Origin of the sequence: Arthrobacter sp. H-02-3 (assembly GCF_003097355.1) — a bacterium.
Classification (GTDB): domain Bacteria; phylum Actinomycetota; class Actinomycetes; order Actinomycetales; family Micrococcaceae; genus Arthrobacter; species Arthrobacter humicola.
The window spans coordinates 1-25,658 of sequence record NZ_PYUI01000034.1 but is presented as its reverse complement, the minus strand read 5'-3'; the positions used below and the strand labels follow the sequence as shown (position 1 = coordinate 25,658).

Below are 25,658 nucleotides of genomic sequence, written 5' to 3'. Positions count from 1 at the left end.
ACGGCAAAAGTCGGCTCCACCCTGACCGCGGTCCCGGGGACCTGGGGACCGGCACCGGTGACGCTGGCCTACCAGTGGAGGGCCGGCGGCGTCGCGATCCTCGCCGGGGTGAAGTCCACCTACGTTCCCGTCGCCGCCGACGCCGGCAAGACCCTGACCGTGACGGTGACCGGCACCAAGACCGGCTACACCACCGCGGCGAAAACCTCCGCCGCGACCGCCGCGGTGACCGCGTTGCCGTCACTGTCTCCGGTTCCGGTTCCCACGATCACCGGCACGGCAAAAGTCGGCTCCACCCTGACCGCGGTCCCGGGGACCTGGGGACCGGCACCGGTGACGCTGGCCTACCAGTGGAGGGCCGGCGGCGTCGCGATCCTCGCCGGGGTGAAGTCCACCTACGTTCCCGTCGCCGCCGACGCCGGCAAGACCCTGACCGTGACGGTGACCGGCACCAAGACCGGCTACACCACCGCGGCGAAAACCTCCGCCGCGACCGCCGCGGTGACCGCGTTGCCGTCACTGTCTCCGGTTCCGGTTCCCACGATCACCGGGACCGCGAAGGTCGGCTCCACCCTGACCGCGGTCCCGGGGACCTGGGGACCGGCACCCGTCACCCTGACGTATCAATGGAAAGCCAACGGCGTGGCCGTCACCGGCGCGACCGCCGCGACCTACAAGCCTGTAGCGGCCCAGACCGGCAAGAGCCTCACCGTCACCGTCACCGGAACCAAGACCGGCTACAGCACCAAGGCCAAGACCTCAGCGGCCACGGCCCAGATTGCCGCGCCGCTGGTCATCACCGGTGGCGTGCTGCACGACGGCACCGCGGGCGCCAGATACCTGGAGCAGGTCACGGCAACCGGCGGCATCCAGCCCGTGACCTGGACAGCAACCGGGTTACCCCGCGGCATCACGGTCACCCCCGACGGGGCACTCTCCGGAATCCCCACCGCCGCCGGCCCCACCACGGTCACACTCACCGCAACAGACGCCGCCGGAACCCGGGCCACCGCGACCCGCACCCTAAATGTGCCCACTACGATGCCCGCCGGATGCGCGGGCACCGCCTGTGCCGTACTGAAACCGAGCACGCGGACCGTTCACGTCCCGGCCACCGCCATCAAAACCCTTACCCGGGACACGGTCACGCAGAAGCTCGCCACCGTCACCCTCACCGGCCCCGCCGTGAACGGCACGACAATCGCCGCCGGTCAGGTCCTCGTCCTGGCCCCCACCCCCAACATCGAATCCGGTGCCATCGTCTACATCGACACCCTCACCCACAACCCCGACGGGACAGCCACCGCGTCCGTCACTCCGACCACCCCGGCCGACGCCTATACCGAGGGCACAGTCAACAGCATCGACCCGACACTCACCACCGGAACCCCCGCCATAGCGACTCAAGCGCTCACCACGACCCCCACCCCTTCAGCTACAACCCAAGCAACCCCGTCCTCACGGCTTCAATGCGACGCCGGGGTCACCGCCATCCCTGCTGGATTGTCCACGACCACCAACATGACCCCGTCCCTCGCGGCAATCTGGAAACATCCGGTCGCCGGATTAGGCGGCGTGTACGTCGGAACAGGTGGCTTGGACCTCTTCCAGTTCGACCTGGACGGCACCATCACCGTAAACCTCGGCTCCAGCATCTCCGGACAAGGAAAATGCACGCTCACCCTGCCCGAAGCCAAAACCCGCGTCCCCGCCGGAAACCTGGGCTTCGTCGTCTTCGCCGCCAAACCCACACTGACACTGGAAGTCACCGGGAAAGTCGCTATGAACACCTCCATCACCCTCAAATGCGGGGCCGAATACCGGTGGAGCGCAGGGGCCGAGAGCCGGACCAACTTCTGTTCCTCCGCGTCCTCGCCTCTGGCCTTAACCAGCAGCGCCGGTGTTGAAGCCAAAGCCACCGCAGCCATCGACGTCCGTGTCGCCCTCGACGACATGGTCGGGATCACCGGCCAGCTCAACGCCGGCATCGACACCAAATACACCCCCACCACGCACCCCATCACCACCATCGACGCGACCGCCGGCTACGAACTCGGCGCCTGCTTGGCCTGCTTCTGGGCCGGCTCCCCCGCCCACGTCACCATGCTCACCGGCCCCTTCTACAACCACCGCATCGCCACCTACGACACCCCGCCGCCACCGCCACCCACCACCACTGCCCCGCTGACCATCACCACCACCAGCCTGCCCACCGCGACCACCGGCACCGCCTACCGCACCACCCTCACAGGAACCGGCGGCACCGGCCCCTACATGTGGGCCATCACCACAGGCACCCTCCCCCCCGGCCTCACCCTCGAACCTACAAACGGAACCATCACCGGCATACCCACCAGCGCCATCACCAGCAACCTCACCATCACTCTCACGGACAACAAACACACAAGCACCACCATCACCACGACCCTGACAGCACGACCCGCAGCCCCGCCAGGACTCACCAACGTCAAAACCATCATCAGCACGGGCCATACGACGTACGCGCTCAAAACCGACGGGACCGTCTGGGCCTGGGGCCTCAACCCCTGGGGCCAGCTCGGCAACGGCACCACAACCAACAGCAGCACCCCCGTCCGGGTCACCGGCCTCACCAGCGCCACCGCAATCACGGCCAACGACGGATCCGCCTACGCCCTGCTGCAGGATGGAACCGTCTGGGCCTGGGGCGGCAACTGGTGGGGCGAGCTCGGCAACGGCACCGCCAACAACAGCAGCAGCACCCCCGTCCGGGTCACCGGCCTCACCGGCGCCACCGCAATCACGGCGAGCGTCTGGGATGTCAGCGCCTACGCTCTGCTGCAGGATGGAACCGTCTGGGCCTGGGGCGGCAACGCCACCGGCCAGCTGGGCAACGGCACCACCACCGACAGCAGTACCCCCGTCCAGGTCACCGGCCTCACCGGCGCCACAGCGGTCACGACGGAAACCTTCGACGCTGGAGGGAATACCAGCAATACCACCTCCTATGCCCTACTCCAGGATGGGACGGTCAGGGCCTGGGGATACAACCAATACGGGCAACTCGGAAACGGCACCACCACCAACAGCAGCACCCCCGTCCAGGTCACCGGCCTCACCAGCGCCACCGCAATCACGGCGAGCGGCTCGGGTAATAACAGAGCCTACGCTCTCCTGCAGGACGGAACCGTCCGGGCATGGGGATCCAACTCCTACTGGGAGCTGGGGAACGGCACCACTACCGACAGCTGGATCCCAGTGCAGGTCGGCGTGACATCGGGACCATAACTCAGCTCCCGTCAGGGACTGGGCACGTCCTGGCCGACGGCCTCGGCATGACTCCGCGACCTCCAACGATTCGACCCACGTCTCTCGAGGCTACCGTCGGATCCCGGACTCGCGCCGGAGCAGGGCGAGGATCTGTCGGATGGCCTTTTTGGTGCATAGGTGAGGCCGGCCCATCGCTGAGGAATCGGCCGCTGGCCGAAGGTGCGGTCTGCGGATCGGCGAGAATGCGTCCGGGCAGCTCGGCAGAGGCAGCGCCACTAGCGGCAGCGCCCCTCATTCACGTCAGCAGCCGGGGATCCATCACCGGACTTCAGAACTGACCCCGCTCAGCCAGCTAAGCGGGCTGCCTGACCGGGGGCTGGTGTGTAGGTGGTGCCGTCGCGGAGCATGGCCCAGAGGACGTTGAGGCGGCGGCGGGCCAGGGAGAGCATCGCCTGGATGTGGGTTTTCCCTTCGGTGCGTTTTCGGTCGTAATAGCCACGCGAGGCGGAGCAGCTTTTCAGGGCCGAAAGCCCGGACAGGTAGAAGACCCGGAGGAGCCGGCGGTCGTAGCGTCTGGGCCTGTGATGGTTGCCACTGATGCGGCCGGAGTCCCGGGGCGCAGGGGCCAGTCCGACAACGCCGGCGAACCGGTCAGCGGTTTCAAAGACGGTGAGGTCGCCGCCGGTGGCACCAATGAATTCGGCAGCGAGAACAGGCCCGAAGCCGGGCATGCTCAGCAGGGTCCGGGTGTGCCGGTGTTCGGTGACCTTCTCGCTGATATGCGCGTCGAGGTCGGCGAGTTCTTGGTTCAGGGTCAAAATTTCCCGGGCGAGGGCGGCGACAATCATTTCCCCGAGGTGCTGGGCCGGGACGGTGGTGCGCTGGGATTTCGCGGCCTCGACTGCTGCTGCGGCGACGGCGGTGGACGAGCGGGCTCCGTGTTTCTTCAGCCAGGCCTGCAGCCTGACCTGGCCGGTTCTGCGGATCCCGTCCGGGGTCCGGTGCTTGGTCAGCAGGAACAGGGCGGCTTTGGAGCGGCTGTAGTCAAAGGCCCGCTCCAGCGCGGGGAAGTATTCGAGCAGCTGGGCCTGCAGGCGGTTGATCGCCCGGACCCGGTCCGCGGACTTGTCGGCCCGCCGGGAGGTGAGGATCCGCAGCCCCGTGCTGATCTCATCCCCGGCCCGCAGCGGCTGCAGGTCGCGGCGCATCCTGGCCTGGTCGGCGATGACGGCGGCGTCTTTCGCATCCGTTTTGCCTTCTCCGCGGTAGAGCTTGGACGCATGGTGCACGGTCCGGCCGGGGATGTAGAGGATGTTCTGGCCATGGGCGACGAGGATGGCGATCAGGAGCGCCGACCCGCCGTGGTTCAGGTCCGTCGCCCAGATGACTTCGTCCCCGTCGGCCAGTTTCAGGACGGTGGCGATAAGGTCCAGCAGGACGGGTTCGTCGTTAGGGATTTTCTGCGAGAGCAGCCGGTTTCCCTGGGCGTCGATCACGACGCAGTGATGATGGGCTTTGCCGGCATCGATACCGGCCCACAATTTCACCAAAACAGCCTCCAGTCTGTCGGATGGGAAGAGCCCAGCAGATAACCGCGCCGACGTGTCCTTATCCGGCGATCCTGTCGCGTCTCTCAATCAGCGGTCGGGTCATCGCGGGGTGGCGGGCGGCCAATCCTTCGGAGCCGTCACGACGTGAGCCGTCCGGCCACAGCAACAAAGCCATACCCGCCTCCCCCGGGTAGCCACGACCCTACAACGGCCGGGGAACTGCACCCGGTAACACCATAAGGACAGCAACCAAAAAAGCGTCGTAGACAAGACAGGGCCAGGGCGGGCCGGAGCTCTGCGACGGACGGCACTGGACCCAACAGCCGGCCGCGCCAGCGGGCGCCCGAAAGCATTGTTCGTGGACCCGCCGGTGGCCGCCCGGCTCATGCAGCGGTCGTGGCAGGATATCGATCATGGACAGGCGGTTGCGGCGCGCTCCTGACGCCGAATGGGTGCTGATGTACCGGCTCGGGCTAAGCCGGCGACGCATCGCTGCCCTCGTGCGCGCCGAGCCCGCCACTGTCGGTTACCACCTGGTCATTGCCCGCCGCCAGGACCCGGGCCTCGAGGCCAAACACCAGGCGGCCGCCGGCGCCGCACCCGTTCCTCACCCCTCCCCCGCGGACCTCGCCCGCCTGGACGAGCTCATCGCCTGGGTCGAGGCCGAAGGCCGGCTACCCAGTGACCGTTCCGGGCAGCGGAGTGAACGGTCGATGGCGCGGTGGCTGGCGGCACGCCGGCGCGAAGCAGCCGAGGGGATCCTGGACCCGGCGTACCGTGACGGTCTGGCCCACGTGCCCGGGTGGCTGGGAACCCGCAGGGAATCCGAGGACGAGGCTCGCTGGCACCACCGCCTGGCCCAGCTCGAGGACTTCCGGCACGAGGGCAACGACTGGCCCCGCCACAAGGAGTGCGATTCTGAGCGGGAGCACGCCCTCGGGGTCTGGATCCATACCCAGCGGTACAAAAACCGCCGCGGTGAACTGGATCCCGTGAAGGTCAAACTCCTGGACGCCGCCGTTCCCGGGTGGCAGGCCGGGAGGACCAGGGGCCGCCCTCGCCGGCGTTGATCCGGAACGCGGCGCCTCCCGGCAGGCCACCGCTCAGGACCTCACCCGGGCGCTAGTACTCTTGGATTGGTTCTCCAGTCCCCCCAGCGTGGAGAACCTTGAGCCTCCGCGCTTGAGTCCTTGGATTCGCGCGGAGGCTTTCCTCATGGCTCGGAGCAAGGACCCTCTTCCCGGTTGTGCCCGTTGGGGGCAGGTGGAGCCCTCCGCACAGCTCAGGCTGTCCCCACTGGGTGCAAACCGTTTGATTGTCGGACCCCTCCCCCATGCTCAAACCTGCACATCTATTCGAATAAAATTACTAGGCTGGAAATTTGTTATCGAATTTCAGTTCTAAACTGAGGGTATGAACCCGGAACAGGCGGCCCGGCTGCAGGCGCAGTACGCCCGCCGCGCGGGTCCGATTGGGCTGACGGTGGAAGAGCTCGATTTCGGACACTTCCCCGCCAAGAACGGGTTCCCCGGGATACCGGTGAAGGCGTGGATCAGGTTTCCGAACTGCGCCGAGCTGGTCGACGGCGAGGTGTACGCCTGGACGGCGAAAGCCGTCGAAGTGACCTGGTGCGACGGGCCGCTAACTCGCCGGACGTGGGTGTGGAGTTCGGCGGTTACCCGCCGGGAAGAAATGATGAACAGGAACTTGGGAGAGCGGACAAACCGTGACAGCAGTAGCGAATGAAACAACCTTGGACGTTGACGTCGAGGTCAGGTTCACCCCGGCCGGCACGCCCCTGGCCGTCCGGCACGAGGGAAGGATCTGGGCGGTTGCGGCCGATCCGGTGCACTGGTTCGCCCGGGACGCATGGTGGGACACCCGGCTTACCGCGGCCGTCGGCAGCGGGGATCTGGTGAGCATCGAGTTCTGGCAGGTACAGGTCCGTCTCGGGTCCAACTCCGCGCTGCGGACGTTCACGCTGCGCCGGAATCCGCTCTCTACCCAGTGGCTGCTGGAAAGCATCAGCGACTAGGGCGCAGTGACTCCTCAAACGATCAGCGACCAGACCTGGGCCGGCATCCGGACGGAGTTCACGCTGCCGACCCTCGCGCAGGTGCACCGCCGGCTCTCGGAACTGATGGAAGACCCCGAACCGGTCATGCGCCAGCTCGTCAGGGTCTTCTTATCCGGACTACCGGAGAATAGGTGGCTCCAGATCTTGGCCTCGTGGGATCCAAGGCGGCCTAAGCGAAACTCGCAGCAAGGATCGGGGCCGTGCAGCCTAGGGTTGCTTGGATGAACTCTTCGCGGCTCGGCGATACCACCAGAAGCTCAGGACCAAGAGAGCTAGGTTCAGAGCCTGAATGGTCCAGTAGACGACCGTGGCAGAGCGGCCCTCAATCACCACGGAAACCACATTGTTAGCAAGCAGCATCAGGGCAAAAATGCCCATGAACACGGCTTGAACTTTGGTTGGTTGCGTCCACTTCTTCACGCCCATACTGCGATCCTAGGACGCAGTCCAGAAGTTGTGATAGTCAACCGTCATTCTTTCTGCTGTTGATTCGTGGGATCCCGAGTTCGACGACTTCCCTGTCGTGGTGGTTCTGCAGCTTATACATCTGCGCGAGCTTCAGTTCGGCGCTGTTGAGAGTGACGCGCAGTCCTTCGACGTCTCCGATCCAGCCGTGTTGTTTGGCTTCGGCAATGCGCTCCTGGAGGTTGTCGATGATGTCCTGAAGTCTTTCGATTTGGGCTGGGTCGGGTCGGAGGAGCGCGCAGCGGAGGCAGGCGTGTTCGTGTTGGCAGCCTGTGCCGTAGGCGCGTCCGCAGCTGCCGAGGCTGAGTTTGCGTTGAACGAAATGGGCTTCGAATTCGTCCCATTCTGCGGCGGTCGGTTCGCGGTATTCTTCGGTGGGCCGAATGACCCGTCGCTTTTCGATGAAGGTGCGGTGGTGCCGGATGACGTCCCTGGGATAAATCGCTGCGTATCCCTGGGTCGTCGCCAGACTGGCGTGCCCCATCAGCACCTGCACGATGTGTGGAGGCAGGCCGCTGGCAAGTGCCTCGGTCGCGAAGATGCGACGGAAATCGTGCGGGGTGAACCTCACCTCGGCACCGCTGACCTTGATCTGCGCGCGTCGCGCCAAGTCATTGAGCAGCGTGGAGACGGTGGCCGTCGTCATCACGTTCGGAGGTCCGGCGCCACGGCGGCGGACGAACAGGTGCGGAAGAGGTGAGCTCAGCACTTTCTCAGCTGAGTCCCATCGCTGTGTCAGCGGTGCACCACCCGTGTCCTTGGTGACTCGCGAGAGCACTCGGTAGAGCACGTGCACGAGCTCGGGGCCTGCCACCATCAGACGTTCGGTGTCGGTCTTGCTCGGAGCGAAGTGCAGCAGCGGTATGGTCTCCCCGGTCGTTGGAACCTTGTAGGGCTGGATGCTCATGTGCACCAGCTCGAGGACTTCTTCGATCCGTGCACCGGTGTGTCGAAGTGTCTCAATAAGCGCCCAAGTCCAGAAGGCGTTGTCCTCTTCAAAGGACAGGTCCCGGTCCTTTCCATTGCGCCGAATCCGCACATGCGCATGTTCACTGCTCTGGAAGACTTCCCAAGCCTCGCCGTCCATGTCGATGGTTTGGCCGGCGCCGGCCGTCGTGGCATCGGCCAGGGTTGCTTCTGCTGCGCGGAGGGCCTGTTCGGCAGCCTCCACCAGACGGGGCAACACGGGAGCCAGTTCACGGGTGCGCTGCTGCATCGTTGCGATGGTGGCGCGCCGGTGCTTCACGTAACCGCGGGTTTCGGCGAAGGTTATGGGGCTTGGGGCGGCCCATTGCGCCCAGAAGGCATCTTCGAGTGCCCATTGGCTGATGTCGAGATAGAACGCCCGGACGGCGAAGAAGACGCTGTAAACTTCCCGGCGCGGGGAGCCGTCGGCTTTGACTTTGACTCTGGCTTTCCAGCCAGCAGCCTGTTTCGGGGTCAGTGCGAAGCTGCGCTGGTCAGGGTTGTGCTTGATGATGTCGGCGAAGAAGAGGCCGGCCAGATGCCTGCCCAAAGCACAGAGCGAGGCGTAGTCGAGGGCAGCCGACCGGACCTGAAGATAGTGGATGAGTGGTTCCCGGCAGGGGCCGGTGATGTCGTAGTAGTCGACCATCTCATCCACCGTTTTCGGTCCGACGCGGAGCCGTGTGGGCATGGTCCCGGAATCGTGTCTGATCCATCCCAGCCCGTGCAGCACGGGCCATACGGCGGTCAGCCCGCTGCGGCTGACGTCGATCAGCTTCCCGGGAAGCTGGGTAGTCAGATCGAGGATGTCTTCGGCTGTGAGCTGGCGGATCGATTTGCCTGTATGGGCCTGAATGCGACCTAAGGTAAGGATCCCGCTAGTGGCCTGGGCCGGTGAAGCCTTCGCATGGACGAGGGCGTTTTCGAGTTCAGCTGTGTGGGCGGGATCCCGGAACCGGCTGAGTGCTTTCCAGAAGGCAAAGCGCTGACCCGCGATCCACCGGTGGGACGGGCGCATGACGTCCAGAGCCAGCAGCGGTCCCATCGCCGCATTGAGTCCTTCGACCTCATCGCGATTCTTCGTGTTCTTGCTTGAACCGCCAGCTATTCTGAGCCGCCACGTCAGAGCGTCATGCCCGACCTGGCCCTCGAACAGCGCCCATCGGTCCTGCCAGGTTTCACCCGGCAACTGCCTCAGATGACCGAGTAAGCGCCGAATGCGCGCCCTGTGCTCATGCACCTGTGGCCAGTACGGGCGGCAGTGCTCAAGACGGTTGATGATGTCCTCAATGCTGGCGCTGGTCAGCGGTCCAGGCGGGATGGGCGGCAGTGCAGGCGGTTGTTGTTCCTGTGGTGGCGGCGTGTGGTCATTCCAGCTTCGTCGTGCGGTCTGGATCTTATTGATGGGCGGAGTTGTCACTGGTTCCCCCAAAGCACGCGCAACTCATCGGGGTTATAGGGCTGACCGGCCGGTGAACTGTCAGCGGCAGGGGAAGTCCTGCTGCTCAGATGGGCCCGGTAATGCTCGATGACTTCCTCCATACGTGGAACCGCGTAGACCGTGGTCGTAGTCAGCGACTGGTGCCCCAGTAGCTCCTGGACTTCGTGAAGGCCCATCCCGCCCTCGAGCGCTCGGATCGCGAACGTGTGCCGCAGATCGTGCAGCGTCCAGTTCGAACCGAGAAGGTCGTTGCAGCGTCTCAGGACGGCGCGCATGGCTTCGTAGGACAGAGGACGGGGCTCGCCCCGCAGCGTGAGCCAAACCGGCTCATCCGGGCCGGCAACGCCTCCTTCGAGCTGATAGAGCCGAAGCCATACGAAAGCATCAGGAGCAGCGGGTAACCATTGCAGCTGGCCACCTTTGCGGTAAACGCCGATCAGCTGGTCACCCACGTTGACCCTGTCGCCCGTGATCCCGAGCAGCTCGCTCGCCCGCGCACCGCTGCTGACATAAAACGCCACCAACGCCCGGTCCCTGTTGGACCGCAAACGGCGAAACAGATCGTTGAACTTCCCATCCGGGATTGATCTGGGCACCCGGTGCGCCTCGCGCTGACGCAAGGGCTGGCGCCGCACCAGGGCAAACTCCCGCTGAGGATCATGATGCGCATGGGATCGCCCACGACGCAGCTCGAAAGGATTCACGATAGGCCCGTCACCCATCCGAAGCTGGAAAGCGTAAAACTCCTTACACACCGTCGTCGTGTGGTTGATCGTCGAGGATGAGTAACGCATTCCGAGATGCTTCTTTCCCGTGACAAGGTTCCGGCTCCCCCGCCGCTGAGGGACGTTACGATTCCCGACGAACTTCTCGGCCTGGCGCGCCCACAACACGAAGTCACGCGCTTCAAGGGACGTTGCCTGCTCCCAGCTGACCCCGACAGCCCACAAAAATCGAAGGAACCGAAGCAACGACAAGGCATAGGTTCGTACCGTTTGAGGCGAACGGTCCGACGCTGCCAGCTCAAGCAGATACTCCGTGGCAGGAGCGAACTCCTCTCCCACCGCGTCGAGGATAACGAACCCCGGAACGCCGGAGCGAGGAATCACCCGCCCGACGTTCGCGACAGTCAGTCCCTCCGCTCGATGCCCATCCCAGCTGCAATCCGAGAGATCCATGACCAAAGCATGACGCTGACAGGGCTCGTCCCAGGTTGGAGACACGCGCGTTAACCATCGACTTAGTCCGGTAAACAGATCATTGACGACGGGACCTTCTGCCCGGGATTCCAGTTCCTCCCCGGCGGGCAGCTCCAGCCAACGGTTACAGCACTCTTCAGCAGAGCCATGGAGCTGGATATCCCGCACAACTACTTCACCGTCTGGATGGTCACCCCGTCCCGGGACTTGGCCGGGACCCGTCCCGTCGACCACCTGAAGACGGACCCCGCTCCCCTGCTGCGCGCGCTGGAATCTTTCCGCTGGCGGTAGCGGCGGCCCTTGACGGGACCGGCGCGATGCGTAGCGTTGGCCCATGGGACTCATCTACGACAACCCGGAGCTGGCAGCCCTGACGCTGACGCGGCTCGCCGCGGAAGAATCCGAAGGCCCCGGCGCCCTGGAAGGGCGCATGCGGAACTACCTCGGCGGGCTTGAACAGCGCAACGGCACCGCGTACCTCGAGCTGGTGGCCATCGCCCTCGCCCGTGTGCACTTCAAATCCCTCGACGACCTGGCCCGGACCACCGGGGCAAAGGCTGCGGAACTTCTCGACGCGGCGGAAGTCGAGGCGCTGAAGGGCTTCTAGGTTCGGCCAGGCATACAGTGTTCAGGTGGAAATTACCGGCACGATCCAAGCCCCTGACGGCAGCTTCGAGCGCGTGACCATCCAGGGGAAACCTATGAAGACGCCCGCGAAGGCCTCAACGAAAAGATCCCGGAGGGGCATAAGCTCCTTGTGATCCGCACAGCTCACTAACGGTTAGGTATCGGCGGCCGAGGCCGAGGCGGAGGTTATTCGGCCACTGCAGCGGCGGGCTCGATGAGTTCAGGACCGTTGTTCCGGACGCTGTTCACCCTCGTGCTGACGATCCGTGGTGTCAGGATCGGCTCGGGCAGGGAGTCCAGCAGGTGCTGGATGTCGTTCTTGTCGGTCAGGTCCGGGTTGAGCCATTCAGCAAATCTGTCCTTGGGAATGATGACCGGGGACCTGTCGTGGACGTGCCCCAGGGCGTCCTGTGCGGTCGTCGTCAGCACAGTGCAGCTGAGCATCCACCGTGCGGGGTCATCTTCGGGCACAGACGGATCCGCCCACCATTCATATAGCCCGGCGAATCCCAGTACGGGCTCGTTCTCCGAGTACAGGTAGTTGGGGACCTTCTTGCCGTCTTCGGTCTCCTGCCATTCAAAATATCCGTCGGCCGGCACGATAGCCCGGCGCTTCACAGCAGCTTTTCGGAAAGACGGCTTCTCCAGGATGGTCTCGCTGCGGGCGTTGATCAGCTTGTTGCCGATCTTGTTGTCTTTCGCCCAGGACGGCACCAGGCCCCAGTGGGCCACCAGCAGATGCCGCTGAATGCTCCCTTCGTCGAGACGTTCAGCCACGATGGGCACATCCTGGGTGGGCGCCACGTTCCAGCTGGGCGGCGGCGGAGTTCCCTCTACCTCCTTGGCATCGAAGTAGCTCAGAAGGTCCCCGGTCGCCTTGGACATCACGTATCTGCCGCACATGAGGCCATTCTGCCTGACAGGCCACTCGTCGCACTGCCGGGGACTCGAGGGAAAAGATCCCGTAGGCGGTCCCCAACCTCCAAACCCAACGCTTAAAAAGCTCCTTTCACTAACCCTGCAATTGGGCTGCCACGGGTCGCCGCCTCGTTCTGGCCGTGAAGGCGTTTAGGTCTGGAAGTCTTTCCTTGCGCTAAAAATGAGGTCTTATGTTCGGGCGACGTGCTTTGCGACACGCCGTCCCAACCGCGACACGCAAGGGAATTAATTGTGTATGGGTACTCCACAGCCTGTGGATTTCGACCGGCAAAATGCCGGAAATCCGGACATTTTCGAGGCCCCCGCCTGTGGACTGCCGGTGCATTAAATGACATACTTGTAATACATCATCTTGGGGTACACGCCGGGCTCTTGCACTACATGTAGTGTTTTCTCTGTGGGTTCATCCAGATGATGTACCAACAACGACGAAGCGCACGATCGGGTGCAACCGATCATGCGCTTCTTTTACAAAAAAATAGGGACCAATTCCTCGCAGGCAAATAGCCTGCGTCAAAGTCCAAGGTATGTTTTGTGTCGTTTCCATCTCGTCGGAACGTCTCAACAGACTACGAGTGAGTCTGCCGCCTGTCAATCCACGCTGGCGGGAACATTCCCTGTGCTCGGTGGTCCCGGGAAGGAGAGTAGCTGTGGCTACTCGCGTAGTACGGATCCGCATCAAGCGGACCATCCGTATCTCCCCTGTAAGGCGCTAGGCGCCAGCAGTTCAGGACCGTCAGCGGTCACTCGACGCTGACGGTCCTACGACCTAAACGAACCAAGCAAGGGAAAATTTCATGGCTAAGAACACAAAGCAAACCAGCAGCAAAGCTGCGTCAGCGGCCAGCAAAGTCCTGAGGGACGGACGCACCAGCGCCGCCTCCAAGACCGCCGCCGCAAGTGCCCTCTCGCAAAAAGGCAAGGGCAAATAGATGGCCATTTTTTACTTCAGCAGCGTGGGTAACCCTGTCGCATTTCGCCGGACAGAAAATGACCGATTTCTTTTTGACAAAACGGGGAACTGGATCGGTTGGTTCCCATGGGGCGACAGCGATGCCGTCGACAAAGACGGAAACTACCTTGGCACTACCGTGGGGAACCGTCTGCTCAAACGGGACTTTCACCATTACCGGGGATACCCGGGCTTCCCCGGATTCCCCGGATTCGCTGGCTATCCTGGGTACCCCGGATTTGCTGGATTTGGAGGGCACCAGGCCGGCTATTCGGACGTCCCAGATTCTAGGCTGAAGGGCTAAGTCGATACGACGGGCACTTTCGGCTGGCCCCGCTGAGAGCTAGGCGCTTCGGCAGATGAGCTCGGTCAGTGGCCGGAGTAAATTAGATGTTGCTCCGGCCCTGGCCGGCCCCACACGCTTCAGAAATGACCACCAGCGAGGTGGCGTCGTGACCGCCGTGCTTCCACGCGCCGAGCCCAAGCGCATTCAGGTCCAGTTCACGATTCGGGGTAACGACCCACAGTATGCCCGTTAGCCGGTCCTCCACCGCGACACCCTCAGCCCTCTCCCCCGCCGCGAAAAATCCCATACAGATGCTGGAATCCGAGATTCGCGTATACCCCGCCCGCAAAACTGTCCCGCTTAGGTAGCTCAACCGCTACAGTTGCACCCATGACTGCGCACATCATCGGCTACGCCCGGGTATCCACGAACGAACAGGACCTGACCGCGCAGCGCAACGGCCTCGCCGCCCTCGGCGTTCCTGATGACCGGATCTACGTCGACCACGGACTGACCGGCAGAAACAAGGAACGGCCCGGACTGCGCGAAGCCCTCGCAGCCGTCCGGGCCGGCGACACCCTCGTCGTCACCAAGCTCGACCGGCTCGCCCGCTCCCTGCCTGACGCACGGGACATCATCGAAGACCTCACAAAACGGAACGTGAAGCTCAGCATCGGCGGATCCATCCACGACCCCACCGACCCCGTCGGGCGGCTCCTCTTCAACGTCCTGGCCATGGTCGCCGAATTCGAATCGGACCTCATCCGCGCCCGCACCCGCGAAGGCATGCAGGTCGCCAAAGCCAAAGGCCGGCTCCGTGGCAAACAACCCAAACTCAGCAAAAGCCAGGAAGCCCACCTAGTCTCCCTATATAAGGCAGGACAACACACCACCGCCGAAATCGCCGAGCTCTTCAAGGTCGCGAGGAGCACGGTGTACCGCATCGTCCAACGAAAGCAGTAGAAGTGGTCCTATAAGAGAGCCGCGGCTTCCGTCCCCTCAGACAAACTGTCAGCCGCTTACGCGAGACTGTGACTAAGACCGTTCCTGACAGCAATCTAGCCCAACCACCACGAGCTACATGCCAATCTCGGCAGGGAGCAACCGCTGGCAACGACAGGAGAGCAACACGCAATGGATGCCCTTAGCTCGTTTCTGGAAATCCTCAAATACGTCGCCCTGCCCGTTGGCATTGCCCTGATTACTGCTCGCGTAACCCTGCGCGCTGCCCGCCAACAGATCACCGCGCAAGCGGCGGAACGCATCGAGAACCGAAGGGACGAGCGGGAAAACAGGCGAGCGAGTCTCGAAATCGCTTCTGTATCCGTGCGCGGCGAGGTGATCGAGTCAATCAGCGACTGCATTGATCAATACTTGGCGGACATCCGGAATCAGAAGCCTTCAACTATAGATGCTGTAGCTCGTTCACTGTTTCGCCTCGCCAGCCGCTGCTCCGCTGACCACTTGTCCGACACCTGTCGCGCATACGTGGAGGATGCGGCACGTGCCCCTGACTCAGTGCATGTCGAAGAAGCCATGAAAGACATCCGTAGTCGCCTCGTTGGATGGCATATCGGTCACCTCACCATTGAAGACGTCGACCGACTTATAAGGGTAGAACACGAAGAATTGCTTGAGCACTTGGCGGCCTTGGAGGTTTAGGATGGCGCGGCACTAAGCGCCGGATGCAACGAGCTTCGTCCTTGCTGAACTCTGTTGAGCCTGGCTTCCGTAATTATCGCGGGCCCTGGATGCGGGCCTCGTGGTCTTCGTGCTGTTTTCGAGGAGGCCAAAAATCCAGCTCACTCCTGCAGGCAAAGAGGATCGTTTGACCGCATGGAATGGCATCGAAGATGAGATCGTGGCCGACGCCTCGCGGGTACCCTTCCGATAGTCCACCTGCGGACCGGCCACTCAGCAGGAATATCGGCCAAGGTCTAGGACCTGGCTGCTCCCGTAACGCGCCGCGGCGCTACGAAGACGTGACCTAATGGTTCTATTCCAATCCCTTGATAATGTGAACGAAAATCGTATCTGGAAGGTCGTTGTGGCACGTCGTCGGGGATTCTTAGCGGAAATGCAGCACCAAGCCAGGCTGGCTGAGCAGCGCCAGCGGGCCGCAGCCCGGGAGCAGGCGGCTGCAGCCCGTCGTGCCGAGCAGGCGTGGAAAGCCGACCAAAGGGCATCACTTGCACTGCAACGTGCGTCAGAAGCTGATCGAAAGCGTCTCGAGAAGGAGGCTGCGGCCGCCCACGTCGCCGCGCGGCAGGCAGAAGTCGACCAACTCAACGCTGAACTTGCGGCCACCTACGACCAAGTAGATAGCCTCCTTGACTCGACCCTGGACGTTGATGACTACGTTGATCTCGTGAGCCTGCGCCGAACGGTCGAACACCCGCCCTTTGACCGCAGGCTGGAAACTCCGATTCCCGCTCCTTGGCCGCTTCCCGACCCGCCGGCCCCAGTATTTCAACCTCCAGCTCCCCCAACCGGGTTGTTCGGGCGGAAGAAGAAACTCGCTGAGGCCCAAGCTCAGGCTGAGGCCGCATTTGCGGATGCCTACGCTTCCTGGGAGCGCGAGATGGGGCAACTCCCAGGGCAGCGTAAAAAGCTTGCCGATCAGCACGCCGCAGATGAAACTCGGCGGCAGCAAGCACTTGCCGCTGCACGGGCCCGCTACGAAGACGACTGTGCGGTACGCGAGGCCGAAGCCGCCGAGCACAACGCCTCACTCGACCAGCTGATATCGAACCTCAGCTACGGGGCGGTAGAAGCCGTACAGGAATACGTCGGCATCGTCCTCGCGAACTCCGTGTACCCCGAAGGCTTTACCGTGGAGCACGAGTCGGAGTTCGACCCGGGAACCGCCGAGCTCGCGCTTCGCGTACTCATTCCGGGGCCTGACCTGATCCCTACGATCAAGTCTTACAAGTACGTCAGGGCCAGCGACGAGATCACGCCCGTATCGCTCTCGCAAAAAGACTCGAAAGACCGATATGCGGGAATCGTTCACCAAGTCGCATTGCGCACCCTGCACGAGATCTTCGAAGCCGACCGTCGTGAACTCATCCAGAGCATCTCCCTCGAGGTCGGTACCGAAACGATCAACCCGGCAACCGGCAAGGAAACCTACGTTCCCTTCGCCGCTGTTGGCGCACCGCGTGACGGGTTCTCCGAAATCGACCTGTCGGCCGTTGTCCCGGCGGCTACCTTGGAGCACCTTGGCGCCGCGGTATCTAAGAACCCGCTAGGGCTGATCCCGGCCAATGGAGCAGGAGTTCGCCGCTCCTGATGACGACCAGCGAATCCTTGGTTTTCAACCCGCCCCCTGGCTGGCCTCAGCCGCCGGCCGCATGGCGGCCTCCCGTCGGCTGGACGCCGGACCCCGCATGGCCGGCACCACCTGAGGGCTGGCAACTGTGGCTGCCAGCCGACAACACCCAGGCGGCGGACGAGGTTGCTCCCGTGCCGACACCGGACCCGGCCACGCCTGAGCCGAAACCAGCAGCAGATTCCGCACGGATAGCATTTCTCGAAGCGGAAAATGCGCTGCTGAGACAGCGGTTGACCGAGGCAAGCGCGGCCTCCGATTCATATGTTGAACTCAACGATGCAAAGGTGCTCCAAGAAGTCGGCATTTACCGGTACCACCACCCGTTAGAGAACGCCGCGTCCTTTCGGGACCGCCTTGATGTGCTCGAGGCGCGTATCGCCGAACTAGTAAAACTGGGGAATGCGATCGTGAAGTCTAATCTCTTCACCTTCGACAATTCCCTCGCCAAGGGCCGCCGGATGACTGATGATCTAGCCAAGCTCATGCTCCGTGCCTACAACGCCGAAGCGGACAACAGCATCAAGTCCTTGAAACTCGGCAATGTAGTGACCGCCAAGCGTCGACTCGAGGCGTCCCGCGTGGCGATCGCGAAACTCGGCGCCCTGATGGAAATGCGCATCAGCGATGACTTTCACACACTGCGCATAGAAGAGATCGAACTCACCGCCGACTGGCTGATGAAGAAGCAAGAAGAGAAAGAATCAGAGCGGGAAGAACGTGCTCGCCTGCGCGAGGAACAGCGCGTCGAACGCGAACTAGCCGAAGAGCGCGCTCAACTCGATAAGGAGCGCAACCATCTCCTGAACGCGCTCAACGCAATACGAGCCTCAGGTCAGGCAGATCCCGACCTGGAACTACGACTCGAAGCCATCGACCAAGCGATCGCCCAGAACGACTACCGCGCAGCAAACATCCGCACCGGCTACGTCTACGTGATCTCCAACCGCGGAGCATTCGGAGAAGGCGTCGTCAAAATAGGCCTGACACGGCGCCTTAAACCAGCCGAACGTATCGCCGAACTTAGTGGCGCATCGGTGCCATTCCGGTTCGACGTCCACACCATGTACTTCTCTGAAGATGCAGTTACCCTCGAGAACGAACTCCACAAACACTTCGCTGCCAAAGCGCTCAATCAAGCCAACCCCCGCAAGGAGTTCTTCTTCGCGACCCCGACTGAAGTGCGTGACGTCCTGATGGAAAAGGTCGGTAACCTGCTGGAGTTCAGCGAATACGCCGAGGCAACCGAATACCTCCAGTCCATCAACCTATGGCCTTCCCGCCCAGTCGTCGGAGCGGCCGGGGAGGCGAAGCTCCACTCCATGTAGATATGGAATTGCACGTTCCAAGTCGCAAACGCCGATATCGGCGCATCTGTCCCCTGCCAGGTTGAGCTCTAGGATCCCCAGGAGGAAGGCACAGTCCGAAGTCCAGCGGAACCTGCCGCGGAGGGTTCCCCTTCCGGACACGTAGTGGCCGTGCAGACGACTTCGGAAAATGGCACCCGTGACAGCCATGGCCGCCCCCCTTATTCTCATAATCCCGGGCCAATTTGCCGTTGTGAGACTGCTGGTTTTTGGACGGCTTTTGAGACGACGGAGGTCCGCGTCGACCGCGAAATCACGGGCACTATCGACGCCCACTGGAAACGGCCCTGCCGTCCTACTAATCGATCCTATTTGAGATGCCAGATGAGTGCTCGATGCTGCACCCAACAGGCCACCTATGGGCACCGCGACCGCGAGGGCGAACCGCTCTAAGCCGCGCGGCGCACCCTCCATACCGGATGCGTCAGAAACGGCGACACGTGCAGGTTCCGCACGACCGGACGCCTGTGTTACGGGAGTGACTGGTATTCCAGACAGCGAGGCGACCACAATGTGGTTATGGACCCGATTGATCCAGACCTGGCGCTGGCCTTCACCAGCGCAGCGGCCGTCGGTTCGTCGATGATCCGGGCCTTCCGTATCGACGACGCGAAAGCCTGCACGCGGCTTTGCCGCAGAATCCTTCTCTTCGCAGCGGCTCCCCCGCCCTCAGATCTGGCCGGGATTGTCCGTGCACTCACCGGCCTGGACAACATCTTTGCCGCCTTGGGTCTCCTGACCCGCCGTCTGGCCCCGCTCGGGACCACGGACGCCATACACCTGCGCAACGCAGCTGCCGCACTCACGTCGCTCCGCGATGTTCTGGGCTCCGGATCGACTGCCGGCCTTCACCCCGCCTGCATACCGGCGGGCCACCGGCGGCACCTCACGGGAACCCGCCCATCAGCTGCACCGGCACGACCGGGACGCCCTGGCACCGGCAGAACTGCCCGGCCATCCTGAACGGGGCGCGCTCGTAGCATGACGCAAAATGCCCCCGTACCGGTTGGGGGATCGGAACGGGGGCATTAACAGCTGGCCACGCCGCGACTTGGGGGGAGGTGCGGCGGGACTCAATAACCATAGATCCGGAGAAGTGCACATCAAAAACCAGGGCCGGGTATTACGACGGACGGCCGGCGCACCGGCGGAGCGCGGCCGGAGGCAGCCATTCGGCGCGGTCCACGGCGCTCGCCCCGGGTGAGCCTCGCGGGGCCCGAACCACGCACAGCACCGATCACCAGCCCGCTTGCGCCGCAGCCTCTCCGGAGGACGACGTGCACGGATCCGGCAGCACGAGTCACCCACCGCAGGGTCCGCCGTCACCAACCGCAGGTGCTTGCGTGCAGGTGGCGTGAAGGGCCGGTATTTCCGCAGGTCAGCCCGGTAAAGGCGGGGATCACGACACATTCGGACATACCGACAAAAATTCACTTGCAGGACAGCATGGCGGATCCCTGCCGCCCCTACGATGAGTCGTCACCCCCCATTCAACAAGGAGATCCATTTGTCTTACGCACAGCAAGACCAGCACGTCACGCCCGCCGGCGCCGTCCCCCTTTGGGCCCCGTACTACGGTGCACCGATCGGGGAGGCCGCGAAGCGGTTCTTCAAGAAGTACGCCACGTTCACCGGCCGCGCCAGCCGCAGCGAATACTGGTGGTGGGCCCTGATCTCCGGTGTGGTCTCCATCGTGCTGAACATCATCATGACCGCAGCCGGTGCTGCGGGCGCAACGACCAATGACGCCGGCGCCACGGCCCCGGGCCCCGGCTCCTTCATCGGCGTCATCCTGCTGGTCCTCTGGGGCCTGGCGGTCATCGTCCCGTCCCTGGCATTGGTAGTGCGCCGCCTGCACGATGTGAACTTCAGCGGCTGGCTGATCCTCATCGGACTCGTGCCGTTCATCGGCGGCCTGGCACTGCTGGTCTTCATGATCCTGCCGTCCAAGCCGGAGGGACAGCGCTTCGATATCCCCGCAGCCGCATAGGCCCGCTGCCGCTTCCATGCACGGGTATTCGGGGGTCATCGGCGTTGCGCCGGTGGCCCCCGCCATCACGACTGTGACCGGGCAGGACTAAAGATATGGGCCGTTTCTTTGACCTGCGCCTTGCGCACAGGAGTGTCTCGGACGACGCGGCAGCCGTGGCAGTCATCGATTGAAGCAGCGTTGACCGCTCGCCGTTCGCCAAGCCGAACCAGGGACGATCGGGAAGACTGTCGATCATGCTCCACCGTTCGTTCCCGTTCACACCCAGGACCTCCAAGGACCTGGCGGTCGGGGATCTCATTGGTGTCCCGATCGATGATGGAACCTGGGCGCCCGAGTCGCCCAAGACTTGTCGGCAAACACCGGAGGCAGTGAGGCGATCAGGTGCACGCATCGTAACAGTCAGGGCGCCGCTGTTCAGCCTCGCCCGCTCCGCCGGATATCGTTGCGGTCCTGTGTCTTCCGCGCGCGCGGACGATGCCGGACACTGTGTTCAACGGTGTCGCCCGCGCACCGGGGAAGGCATCGCCGTCATGAACGCATTAGTCACCTTGGTTGCAGTGACCGGACTCCATAACACGGCGCCGGCCCGCATCCGTGTCCGGCCCCTGGAACCCGATGATCTTCTGGAACTGGCCAGTCTGCACCGGCACGCCTACGCCGACCATCCGGGACAGGGTGCTGGAGACCCGGCGTGGATCGGTCCATCCATGGACGAGGGCCGCGGCACCGCCGAGGCAGCGTCCCTCGTAGTTTCCGGACCGGAGGGTCAAATCACGGCCGCCATCATCATCACCGAACGCGACGGCCAAGCCGTCATCGATGAACTTTTCACCCACCCGGACCACCGCCGCCAAGGCCTGGCCGAAGAACTCCTGCGACACTGCATGCACCTCCTGCACACCCTGGGCCGCCCCACCCTGACAGTCACCGTGGAAGACAACAACCCGGCAGCGATGGCCCTGTACCTCTCCCGGGACTTCCGCCGCCTCACGGAGGATGACCCCGAATCTGACTACGACTGAGAAACAGGCCGAGAACACCGTTTAGTCCACAAGCCCAAGGATCGTGGCTGCATCACCGCTCGAATCCGTGGCTCCTCGTCGAGCGGCGCTGCCGGGGTTACTGCCTCTGGGATGCCGCCGCGGCCGGGTCCAGATCGGTGAGGGTAAGTGGATGTGCCGGCGCCGCCGGGAAGGGGAAGCTGGAATTTGCCCCTAGATCCGGGCCCACGTGGACCAGCTCACCGGCGGCCAAGGGACGCCAGTCCGGGTTGTGATCCATCGGCACGGTGGCGATGAGGACGTGCGGGGATGTGGCGAGCTCTTCACTGCGGGCGTGGATACGGTGGCTCCTGGCCTCCAGGGGCGCTGCCGGGCCGGGGACGCCGGCAGGGTCCCGTTCCAAGACATACAGCTCATGCGTGGCCGGGTACCTGAGCGCCCACAGGTCCGTCGCGGTCGTCACGATCAGGTTCAGGCTCAACACCGGCAGCTCCCTGGCCATCCAGGTGACGGCCCGGATGATGCCTTCTCCGACGTCGCCGCCCGCGCGCCGGGTCTCGGCGGTAATGAGGGCGAAGAGCCGTTCGCTGTCGGTCTGCCCGTGCACCAGATCCGCGACGCCGAGCCCGGCCAGGCGCTGCTCGAGCCGTTCGAGGTCCCCGAAGGCGCCATTGTGGGCAAACAGCCGCCCGTCCTGTTCAAACGGGTGGGTGTTGAGAAGCGTGTGCGCCCCGGTACTGGCAAACCGGACATGGGCAAGGAACGTCGTGCTCTTCAGATCCCGTGCCTCGCGGGCGAACGCGTGATCCTCCCACGCCGCAAGCGGCTGCTTGGCCACATGGGCCCCGCCGGCCGCGTCAAAGGTTCCGATGCCCGCCCCGTCCGGTTCCCGCCTGCTCTGGTCGGACAGGCTGTCCGGGGCATCAAGAAGCCAGAACGTGGCCCGGACCGGCCGGGGGCCGGCGTGCAGGCCGAACAGTCGGCACATGGTCACTCCTCATAGATTCCCTGCTGAGAGTATCTGGCTCCCCCATCATCGCCCCGGCCCGGCACACCGGCGTACCGCCGCCCCGCAACTCCAAATAGGAGCAAAAAACACTGAACCCGCTTCATGGTTTCGGCTCCATGAAGGCGCCTGTCGCCGGAATTGGCACCCCGTGACAGCGTTAGCCGGAGACGGCGGCCAAATCCATGCTTGGACCAATCGTTTCCCTGTCCCCTTCCAGGAACAGTTCGTCGAGGCCGGAGTTGTCGACGGGTTCCTGATGAGTAAGGCCCGTGGCGAGGGTGACGACGTCGGCGAGTCTGCCGTTGCGCTCGAACGCTTGCCGCTGCCGGCCGGCCCCCGTGCCCTGATCAAGGATCCTTTGCAGTGACTCCGCGACGTAGGCGGCATCGCCGGTATCGTCCAGGGCCTCCCGGACATGGCCGTGGAGCGCGTCGACGACGTTTCTGGCAGTGGTCGGCCGGTGCGTTACCGGATGCAGGAGCTCCCCCTCCGTGCCCCAACGGCTGGCACGCCAGGCTCCCTGACGCAGGATTGCGGCGGGAACCATGTCCGGTGGATGCCCGGCTTCCCATTCCCGGGCGGCGGTCTCCACCAGCGCCCGCACCAACGCGGCAATCAGGGCGGCGTCCCGGGCATCAAGACAAACATCGGCCACCCGGACCTCGACCGTCGGGTGACGGACGGACAGACGCGCGTCAAAATCCGGGCTGGTGACCACCCCGGTGCCCGACAGGCCTTCCACCAGCGAATGGTAGGCCTGCGCCGAGCCGAAAACCTCGGTGGGCCCGGCAGTGGACCACCGGTTCCAAGCCTGGGTGCGGAAACTGGCGTACCCGCTGTCTGTGCCGTTCCAGAACGGGGAATTTGAGCTCAATGCCATGAGCGACGGCAGCCAGGATCTGATCCGGTCCAGGACCGCGACGCCTTCCTCATCGGAGCCCACGGAAACATGGACATGGTATCCGCAGGTCAGCTGCTCGCGGGCCGTCAGAGCGAATTTTTCCATCAAGGCGTCGTAACGGGCGTTGCGGGTGGCCTGCGGTGTGACCGGCAGCGGAGACGTGGCCAGGGCAGCGATCCTCCCGCCCGCCATCCGGGCCAGCGAGTCGGCATAGGCCCGCCCCGCCCGGATCTCGGCCGACAGTCCGCTCAGACTGGAATGCGGCCGCGTAATGACTTCGAGCTGTTCCTGCTGAAGCTCCGCGGCCAGCATCTGAAGGGGTGCCAGGTGGTTCACCGCCTGGCGGGCGGGGTCATGCAGGCGAAGCACCTCCCCGGCCAGGGGCAGAGGGTATCCACTGTCGGGATCCACGATGAGGAATTCTTCTTCAACACCAAAAGTACGCACGTGCTAAGTGTGACCGACGAAAGCGACAGCGAAAGACCACGGGCCAGTGTCCGCGCGCAAGGGCAGCGGTGGTCACCCGTCGGGCGGGAAACACGAGTCCGGCGGCGCAATCGATATGCGGCCCGGTCTTAGTCCCGGGCGTCAATTTCCCCCTTCATCTGGTCCTTCCGGGCGACGCGATATGCCGCGGTGAGTTTGCCGGCCTGATGCGGCTGTTGAGTGATTTTTCCCGGCGCCGCACAGGCCTCCATGGCATTCCTGTCGTTCACTGGGCGTAGCCTTTGGGCGCTGGCGCTGGCGAATGGAATCCAGGTGCACCATCCTCGGCACGGCACAAGAAAATCCCAACGACGCAAGCGCACAGTAAGAGCATGAAAGCACCACTAAGCGATGAAGTCATCGCCGTACGTGGCGTCCTCACCGATACACACCCGCTCGACTTCCAAGCCGTCGGGGTATCCGGCGCAATCGACCGCTTGACTCTTCCCCTCCGCGAACGCGGCACCATGGTGCACCTGGAGACTCCGCACCACGGGATGGAAGTGGACCGGCAATCCGCAACTCTTCTGTACCGGGCGGCACAGGAACTCCTCAGCAATGTCTACAAATTCGCCCAGGCTTCAACTGTGACAATCCGGCTCGGCTGCGTTACCCACGGAATGAGCCACGGCGTCCAACTCAAAGTGACCGACGACGGCAGTGGTTTCGACGTGCCGGCAGCCATGATTGGCCGGCACACCGGCATGGGACTGCGCCTTATGCGAGCGGCCGTGGGCCTTGCGGGCGGAGACATGATCATCGATTCGTCCGCCGCCGCAGGAACCTGCGTGACGATAACCCTGCCCCTGGACTAATGCCGGGCCGCATCGCACTTGTCGCCACCACAGCAAGGGCGGCACTGGTCCTCTATGCCGGCTCCTGCCCCGCCGTCACCCCCACAGTCAACCGCCTCTAAGCAGGAGACGGCCTTCCCTACTCCCCCGGGTCTGCCGATTCCCACCGTCACGGACCTAACCGACCGACTTCCTAACGGGTATCCGTTTCCGCGTCGACAGCCGATGCCGATTGGCTGTCGAACCCGGCCGGCCCGGCTTATCGCTTAGGAGTGGGCATCGTCGTAGGCGTTCTTGATGTCCCGGCTGATGCGTCCGCGGGAGCTGGGGCTGTACCCGTTGGCCATGGCCCATTCCCGGATCTTCTGAGTCTCTTCCCTGCCGATGGCTACGGTCCTGCCGCGCCGGCTCACCGAAGCGCCGCGGACGCGCCGGCCGTGCGAGACGAACCGCGCCAGCGCCTTGCGCAGTTCGGCCGCGTTCCCGGCCGACAGGTCAATTTCGTAGTCGGCGCCGTCAAGGGAGAATCGGACGGTTTCCTGTGCGTCCTCGCCGGAAAGGTCATCGATCAGCTGGACATGGATTTTGCGGGCCAACAGCGGGTCCTTCGTTTGTGGTTCATGCTGTCGTCTCCCCCAAAGCCAACGCCAGCCTTGTCCTCAACACTATTTCACTTCCATGACCATCGAGACCGCTGACCAATCGTCATGGAATGTCGGCGGTCTCTGCAGCGACGGAAGTCAGGGTGACTCCATAGATCCTCACGGCAAGGTGTCAGGAAATGCCGGATGAGACCCCTTACTGTCGCGAGTGGGGACAATTGCCTGACGTCCGGTTGGGGTATGCCCTAAGCGGACGGTGTTGGAGTCGGCCATCGAACATCCTTTCCAATTCAGAGTCCCAGCAGGGAACCCCGGCCCACCCTGGACTCCGTCACTTCGGAACCCCGGAAGTCACGAACTCCGGAAGTCTGTCTGTACGTGAGTCACAGAGTCAGTGATTGCCCCATCCGGGCGCCGACCACG

Annotated in this window: 24 protein-coding genes; 15 read left to right on the top strand and 9 right to left on the bottom strand. The window is 63.6% G+C overall.

Annotation, left to right across the window (positions count from 1 at the left end):
• Positions 1–3,267 (top strand): putative Ig domain-containing protein (locus C9424_RS21780; RefSeq protein WP_202615954.1); only part of this gene is annotated, 3,267 nt, incomplete at its 5' end.
• Positions 3,268–3,593: 326 nt separating this feature from the next.
• On the opposite strand, the gene C9424_RS20780 is transcribed toward C9424_RS21780, so the two are convergent.
• Positions 3,594–4,799 (bottom strand): IS110 family transposase, encoded by a 1,206-nt coding sequence (locus C9424_RS20780; RefSeq protein ID WP_237563601.1) that lies wholly within the window; start codon positions 4,797–4,799, stop codon positions 3,594–3,596.
• Positions 4,800–5,212: 413 nt separating this feature from the next.
• On the opposite strand from C9424_RS20780, the gene C9424_RS20775 reads away from it, so the two are divergent.
• The 3 genes from C9424_RS20775 to C9424_RS20765 all read left to right on the top strand — a co-directional run bounded on the left by C9424_RS20775 (position 5,213) and on the right by C9424_RS20765 (position 6,834).
• Positions 5,213–5,869: a helicase associated domain-containing protein gene (locus C9424_RS20775; RefSeq protein WP_116768732.1), complete on the top strand. Its 657-nt coding sequence runs from the start codon at positions 5,213–5,215 to the stop codon at positions 5,867–5,869.
• A gap of 343 nt (positions 5,870–6,212) precedes the next feature.
• Positions 6,213–6,545, top strand: coding sequence for a hypothetical protein (locus C9424_RS20770; RefSeq protein ID WP_116768731.1), 333 nt, complete (start codon positions 6,213–6,215; stop codon positions 6,543–6,545).
• 7 nt (positions 6,546–6,552) lie between these two features.
• Complete coding sequence (locus tag C9424_RS20765; protein ID WP_116768730.1) at positions 6,553–6,834, top strand: hypothetical protein; 282 nt, start codon at positions 6,553–6,555, stop codon at positions 6,832–6,834.
• 249 nt (positions 6,835–7,083) lie between these two features.
• Here the strand turns inward: C9424_RS20765 and C9424_RS20755 are convergent, their stop codons facing one another.
• Genes C9424_RS20755 through C9424_RS20745 form a run of 3 tightly spaced genes read right to left on the bottom strand, consistent with a single transcriptional unit; the run spans position 7,084 to position 10,926 of the window.
• Positions 7,084–7,302, bottom strand: a complete 219-nt coding sequence (locus C9424_RS20755) for a hypothetical protein (protein WP_116768728.1) — start codon at positions 7,300–7,302, stop codon at positions 7,084–7,086.
• Between the two features lie 37 nt (positions 7,303–7,339).
• Positions 7,340–9,727 carry a tyrosine-type recombinase/integrase gene (locus C9424_RS20750; RefSeq protein ID WP_116768727.1) on the bottom strand — a complete coding sequence of 796 codons (2,388 nt, stop codon included), beginning with the start codon at positions 9,725–9,727 and terminating at the stop codon, positions 7,340–7,342.
• A complete protein-coding gene (locus tag C9424_RS20745) occupies positions 9,724–10,926 on the bottom strand; it encodes a tyrosine-type recombinase/integrase (protein ID WP_116768726.1) in 1,203 nt (400 codons plus the stop codon). Before C9424_RS20745 ends, C9424_RS20750 begins: the two co-directional genes overlap by 4 nt.
• A 168-nt stretch (positions 10,927–11,094) precedes the next feature.
• Here C9424_RS20745 and C9424_RS21775 point away from each other — a divergent pair, with 168 nt between their 5' ends.
• Together C9424_RS21775 and C9424_RS20735 are read left to right on the top strand one after the other, a co-directional pair.
• Entirely contained in the window at positions 11,095–11,238 is a 144-nt protein-coding gene (locus tag C9424_RS21775; RefSeq protein WP_202615953.1) for a hypothetical protein, read from the top strand.
• Between the two features lie 43 nt (positions 11,239–11,281).
• Complete coding sequence (locus C9424_RS20735; protein ID WP_116768725.1) at positions 11,282–11,554, top strand: hypothetical protein; 273 nt, start codon at positions 11,282–11,284, stop codon at positions 11,552–11,554.
• Positions 11,555–11,760: 206 nt separating this feature from the next.
• Here the strand turns inward: C9424_RS20735 and C9424_RS20730 are convergent, their stop codons facing one another.
• On the bottom strand, positions 11,761–12,477 hold the full coding sequence (locus C9424_RS20730; RefSeq protein ID WP_116768724.1) for an SOS response-associated peptidase: 717 nt from the start codon (positions 12,475–12,477) through the stop codon (positions 11,761–11,763).
• Positions 12,478–13,310: 833 nt separating this feature from the next.
• On the opposite strand from C9424_RS20730, the gene C9424_RS22125 reads away from it, so the two are divergent.
• The 8 genes from C9424_RS22125 (at position 13,311) to C9424_RS21555 (ending at position 21,464) form a co-directional block, all read left to right on the top strand.
• Positions 13,311–13,445 carry a hypothetical protein gene (locus C9424_RS22125; RefSeq protein WP_272914171.1) on the top strand — a complete coding sequence of 45 codons (135 nt, stop codon included), beginning with the start codon at positions 13,311–13,313 and terminating at the stop codon, positions 13,443–13,445.
• Between the two features lie 696 nt (positions 13,446–14,141).
• A complete protein-coding gene (locus C9424_RS20715) occupies positions 14,142–14,714 on the top strand; it encodes a recombinase family protein (protein WP_116768721.1) in 573 nt (190 codons plus the stop codon).
• Positions 14,715–14,885: 171 nt separating this feature from the next.
• Positions 14,886–15,413, top strand: a complete 528-nt coding sequence (locus C9424_RS20710) for a hypothetical protein (RefSeq protein ID WP_116768720.1) — start codon at positions 14,886–14,888, stop codon at positions 15,411–15,413.
• Positions 15,414–15,768: 355 nt separating this feature from the next.
• The gene (locus tag C9424_RS20705; RefSeq protein WP_237563600.1) at positions 15,769–17,043 is read left to right on the top strand and encodes a hypothetical protein; all 1,275 of its coding nucleotides are present in this window, start codon (positions 15,769–15,771) and stop codon (positions 17,041–17,043) included.
• On the top strand, positions 17,043–18,410 hold the full coding sequence (locus tag C9424_RS20700; RefSeq protein ID WP_116768718.1) for a DUF4041 domain-containing protein: 1,368 nt from the start codon (positions 17,043–17,045) through the stop codon (positions 18,408–18,410). The genes C9424_RS20705 and C9424_RS20700 overlap by 1 nt, the downstream gene beginning before the upstream one ends.
• Positions 18,411–18,968: 558 nt before the next feature.
• On the top strand, positions 18,969–19,412 hold the full coding sequence (locus C9424_RS20695; protein ID WP_116768717.1) for a hypothetical protein: 444 nt from the start codon (positions 18,969–18,971) through the stop codon (positions 19,410–19,412).
• A 544-nt stretch (positions 19,413–19,956) separates the two neighbouring features.
• Positions 19,957–20,439 (top strand): DUF805 domain-containing protein, encoded by a 483-nt coding sequence (locus tag C9424_RS20690; RefSeq protein WP_237563599.1) that lies wholly within the window; start codon positions 19,957–19,959, stop codon positions 20,437–20,439.
• Positions 20,440–20,972: 533 nt separating this feature from the next.
• Positions 20,973–21,464: a GNAT family N-acetyltransferase gene (locus C9424_RS21555; protein WP_161958272.1), complete on the top strand. Its 492-nt coding sequence runs from the start codon at positions 20,973–20,975 to the stop codon at positions 21,462–21,464.
• A gap of 97 nt (positions 21,465–21,561) precedes the next feature.
• Here C9424_RS21555 and C9424_RS20680 read toward each other — a convergent pair whose 3' ends face one another.
• From C9424_RS20680 to C9424_RS21550, 3 genes are all read right to left on the bottom strand, one after another.
• Positions 21,562–22,431, bottom strand: coding sequence for a class II glutamine amidotransferase (locus tag C9424_RS20680; protein WP_116768714.1), 870 nt, complete (start codon positions 22,429–22,431; stop codon positions 21,562–21,564).
• Positions 22,432–22,609: 178 nt separating this feature from the next.
• A complete protein-coding gene (locus C9424_RS20675; RefSeq protein ID WP_116768713.1) occupies positions 22,610–23,800 on the bottom strand; it encodes a glutamate--cysteine ligase in 1,191 nt (396 codons plus the stop codon).
• A gap of 128 nt (positions 23,801–23,928) precedes the next feature.
• Positions 23,929–24,069 carry a hypothetical protein gene (locus C9424_RS21550; RefSeq protein WP_161958271.1) on the bottom strand — a complete coding sequence of 47 codons (141 nt, stop codon included), beginning with the start codon at positions 24,067–24,069 and terminating at the stop codon, positions 23,929–23,931.
• Positions 24,070–24,171: 102 nt separating this feature from the next.
• On the opposite strand from C9424_RS21550, the gene C9424_RS20670 reads away from it, so the two are divergent.
• Positions 24,172–24,654 carry a sensor histidine kinase gene (locus C9424_RS20670; protein ID WP_116768712.1) on the top strand — a complete coding sequence of 161 codons (483 nt, stop codon included), beginning with the start codon at positions 24,172–24,174 and terminating at the stop codon, positions 24,652–24,654.
• A gap of 245 nt (positions 24,655–24,899) precedes the next feature.
• Here the strand turns inward: C9424_RS20670 and C9424_RS20665 are convergent, their stop codons facing one another.
• Positions 24,900–25,229, bottom strand: coding sequence for a histone-like nucleoid-structuring protein Lsr2 (locus tag C9424_RS20665; RefSeq protein ID WP_116768711.1), 330 nt, complete (start codon positions 25,227–25,229; stop codon positions 24,900–24,902).
• Positions 25,230–25,658: the final 429 nt, after the last annotated feature.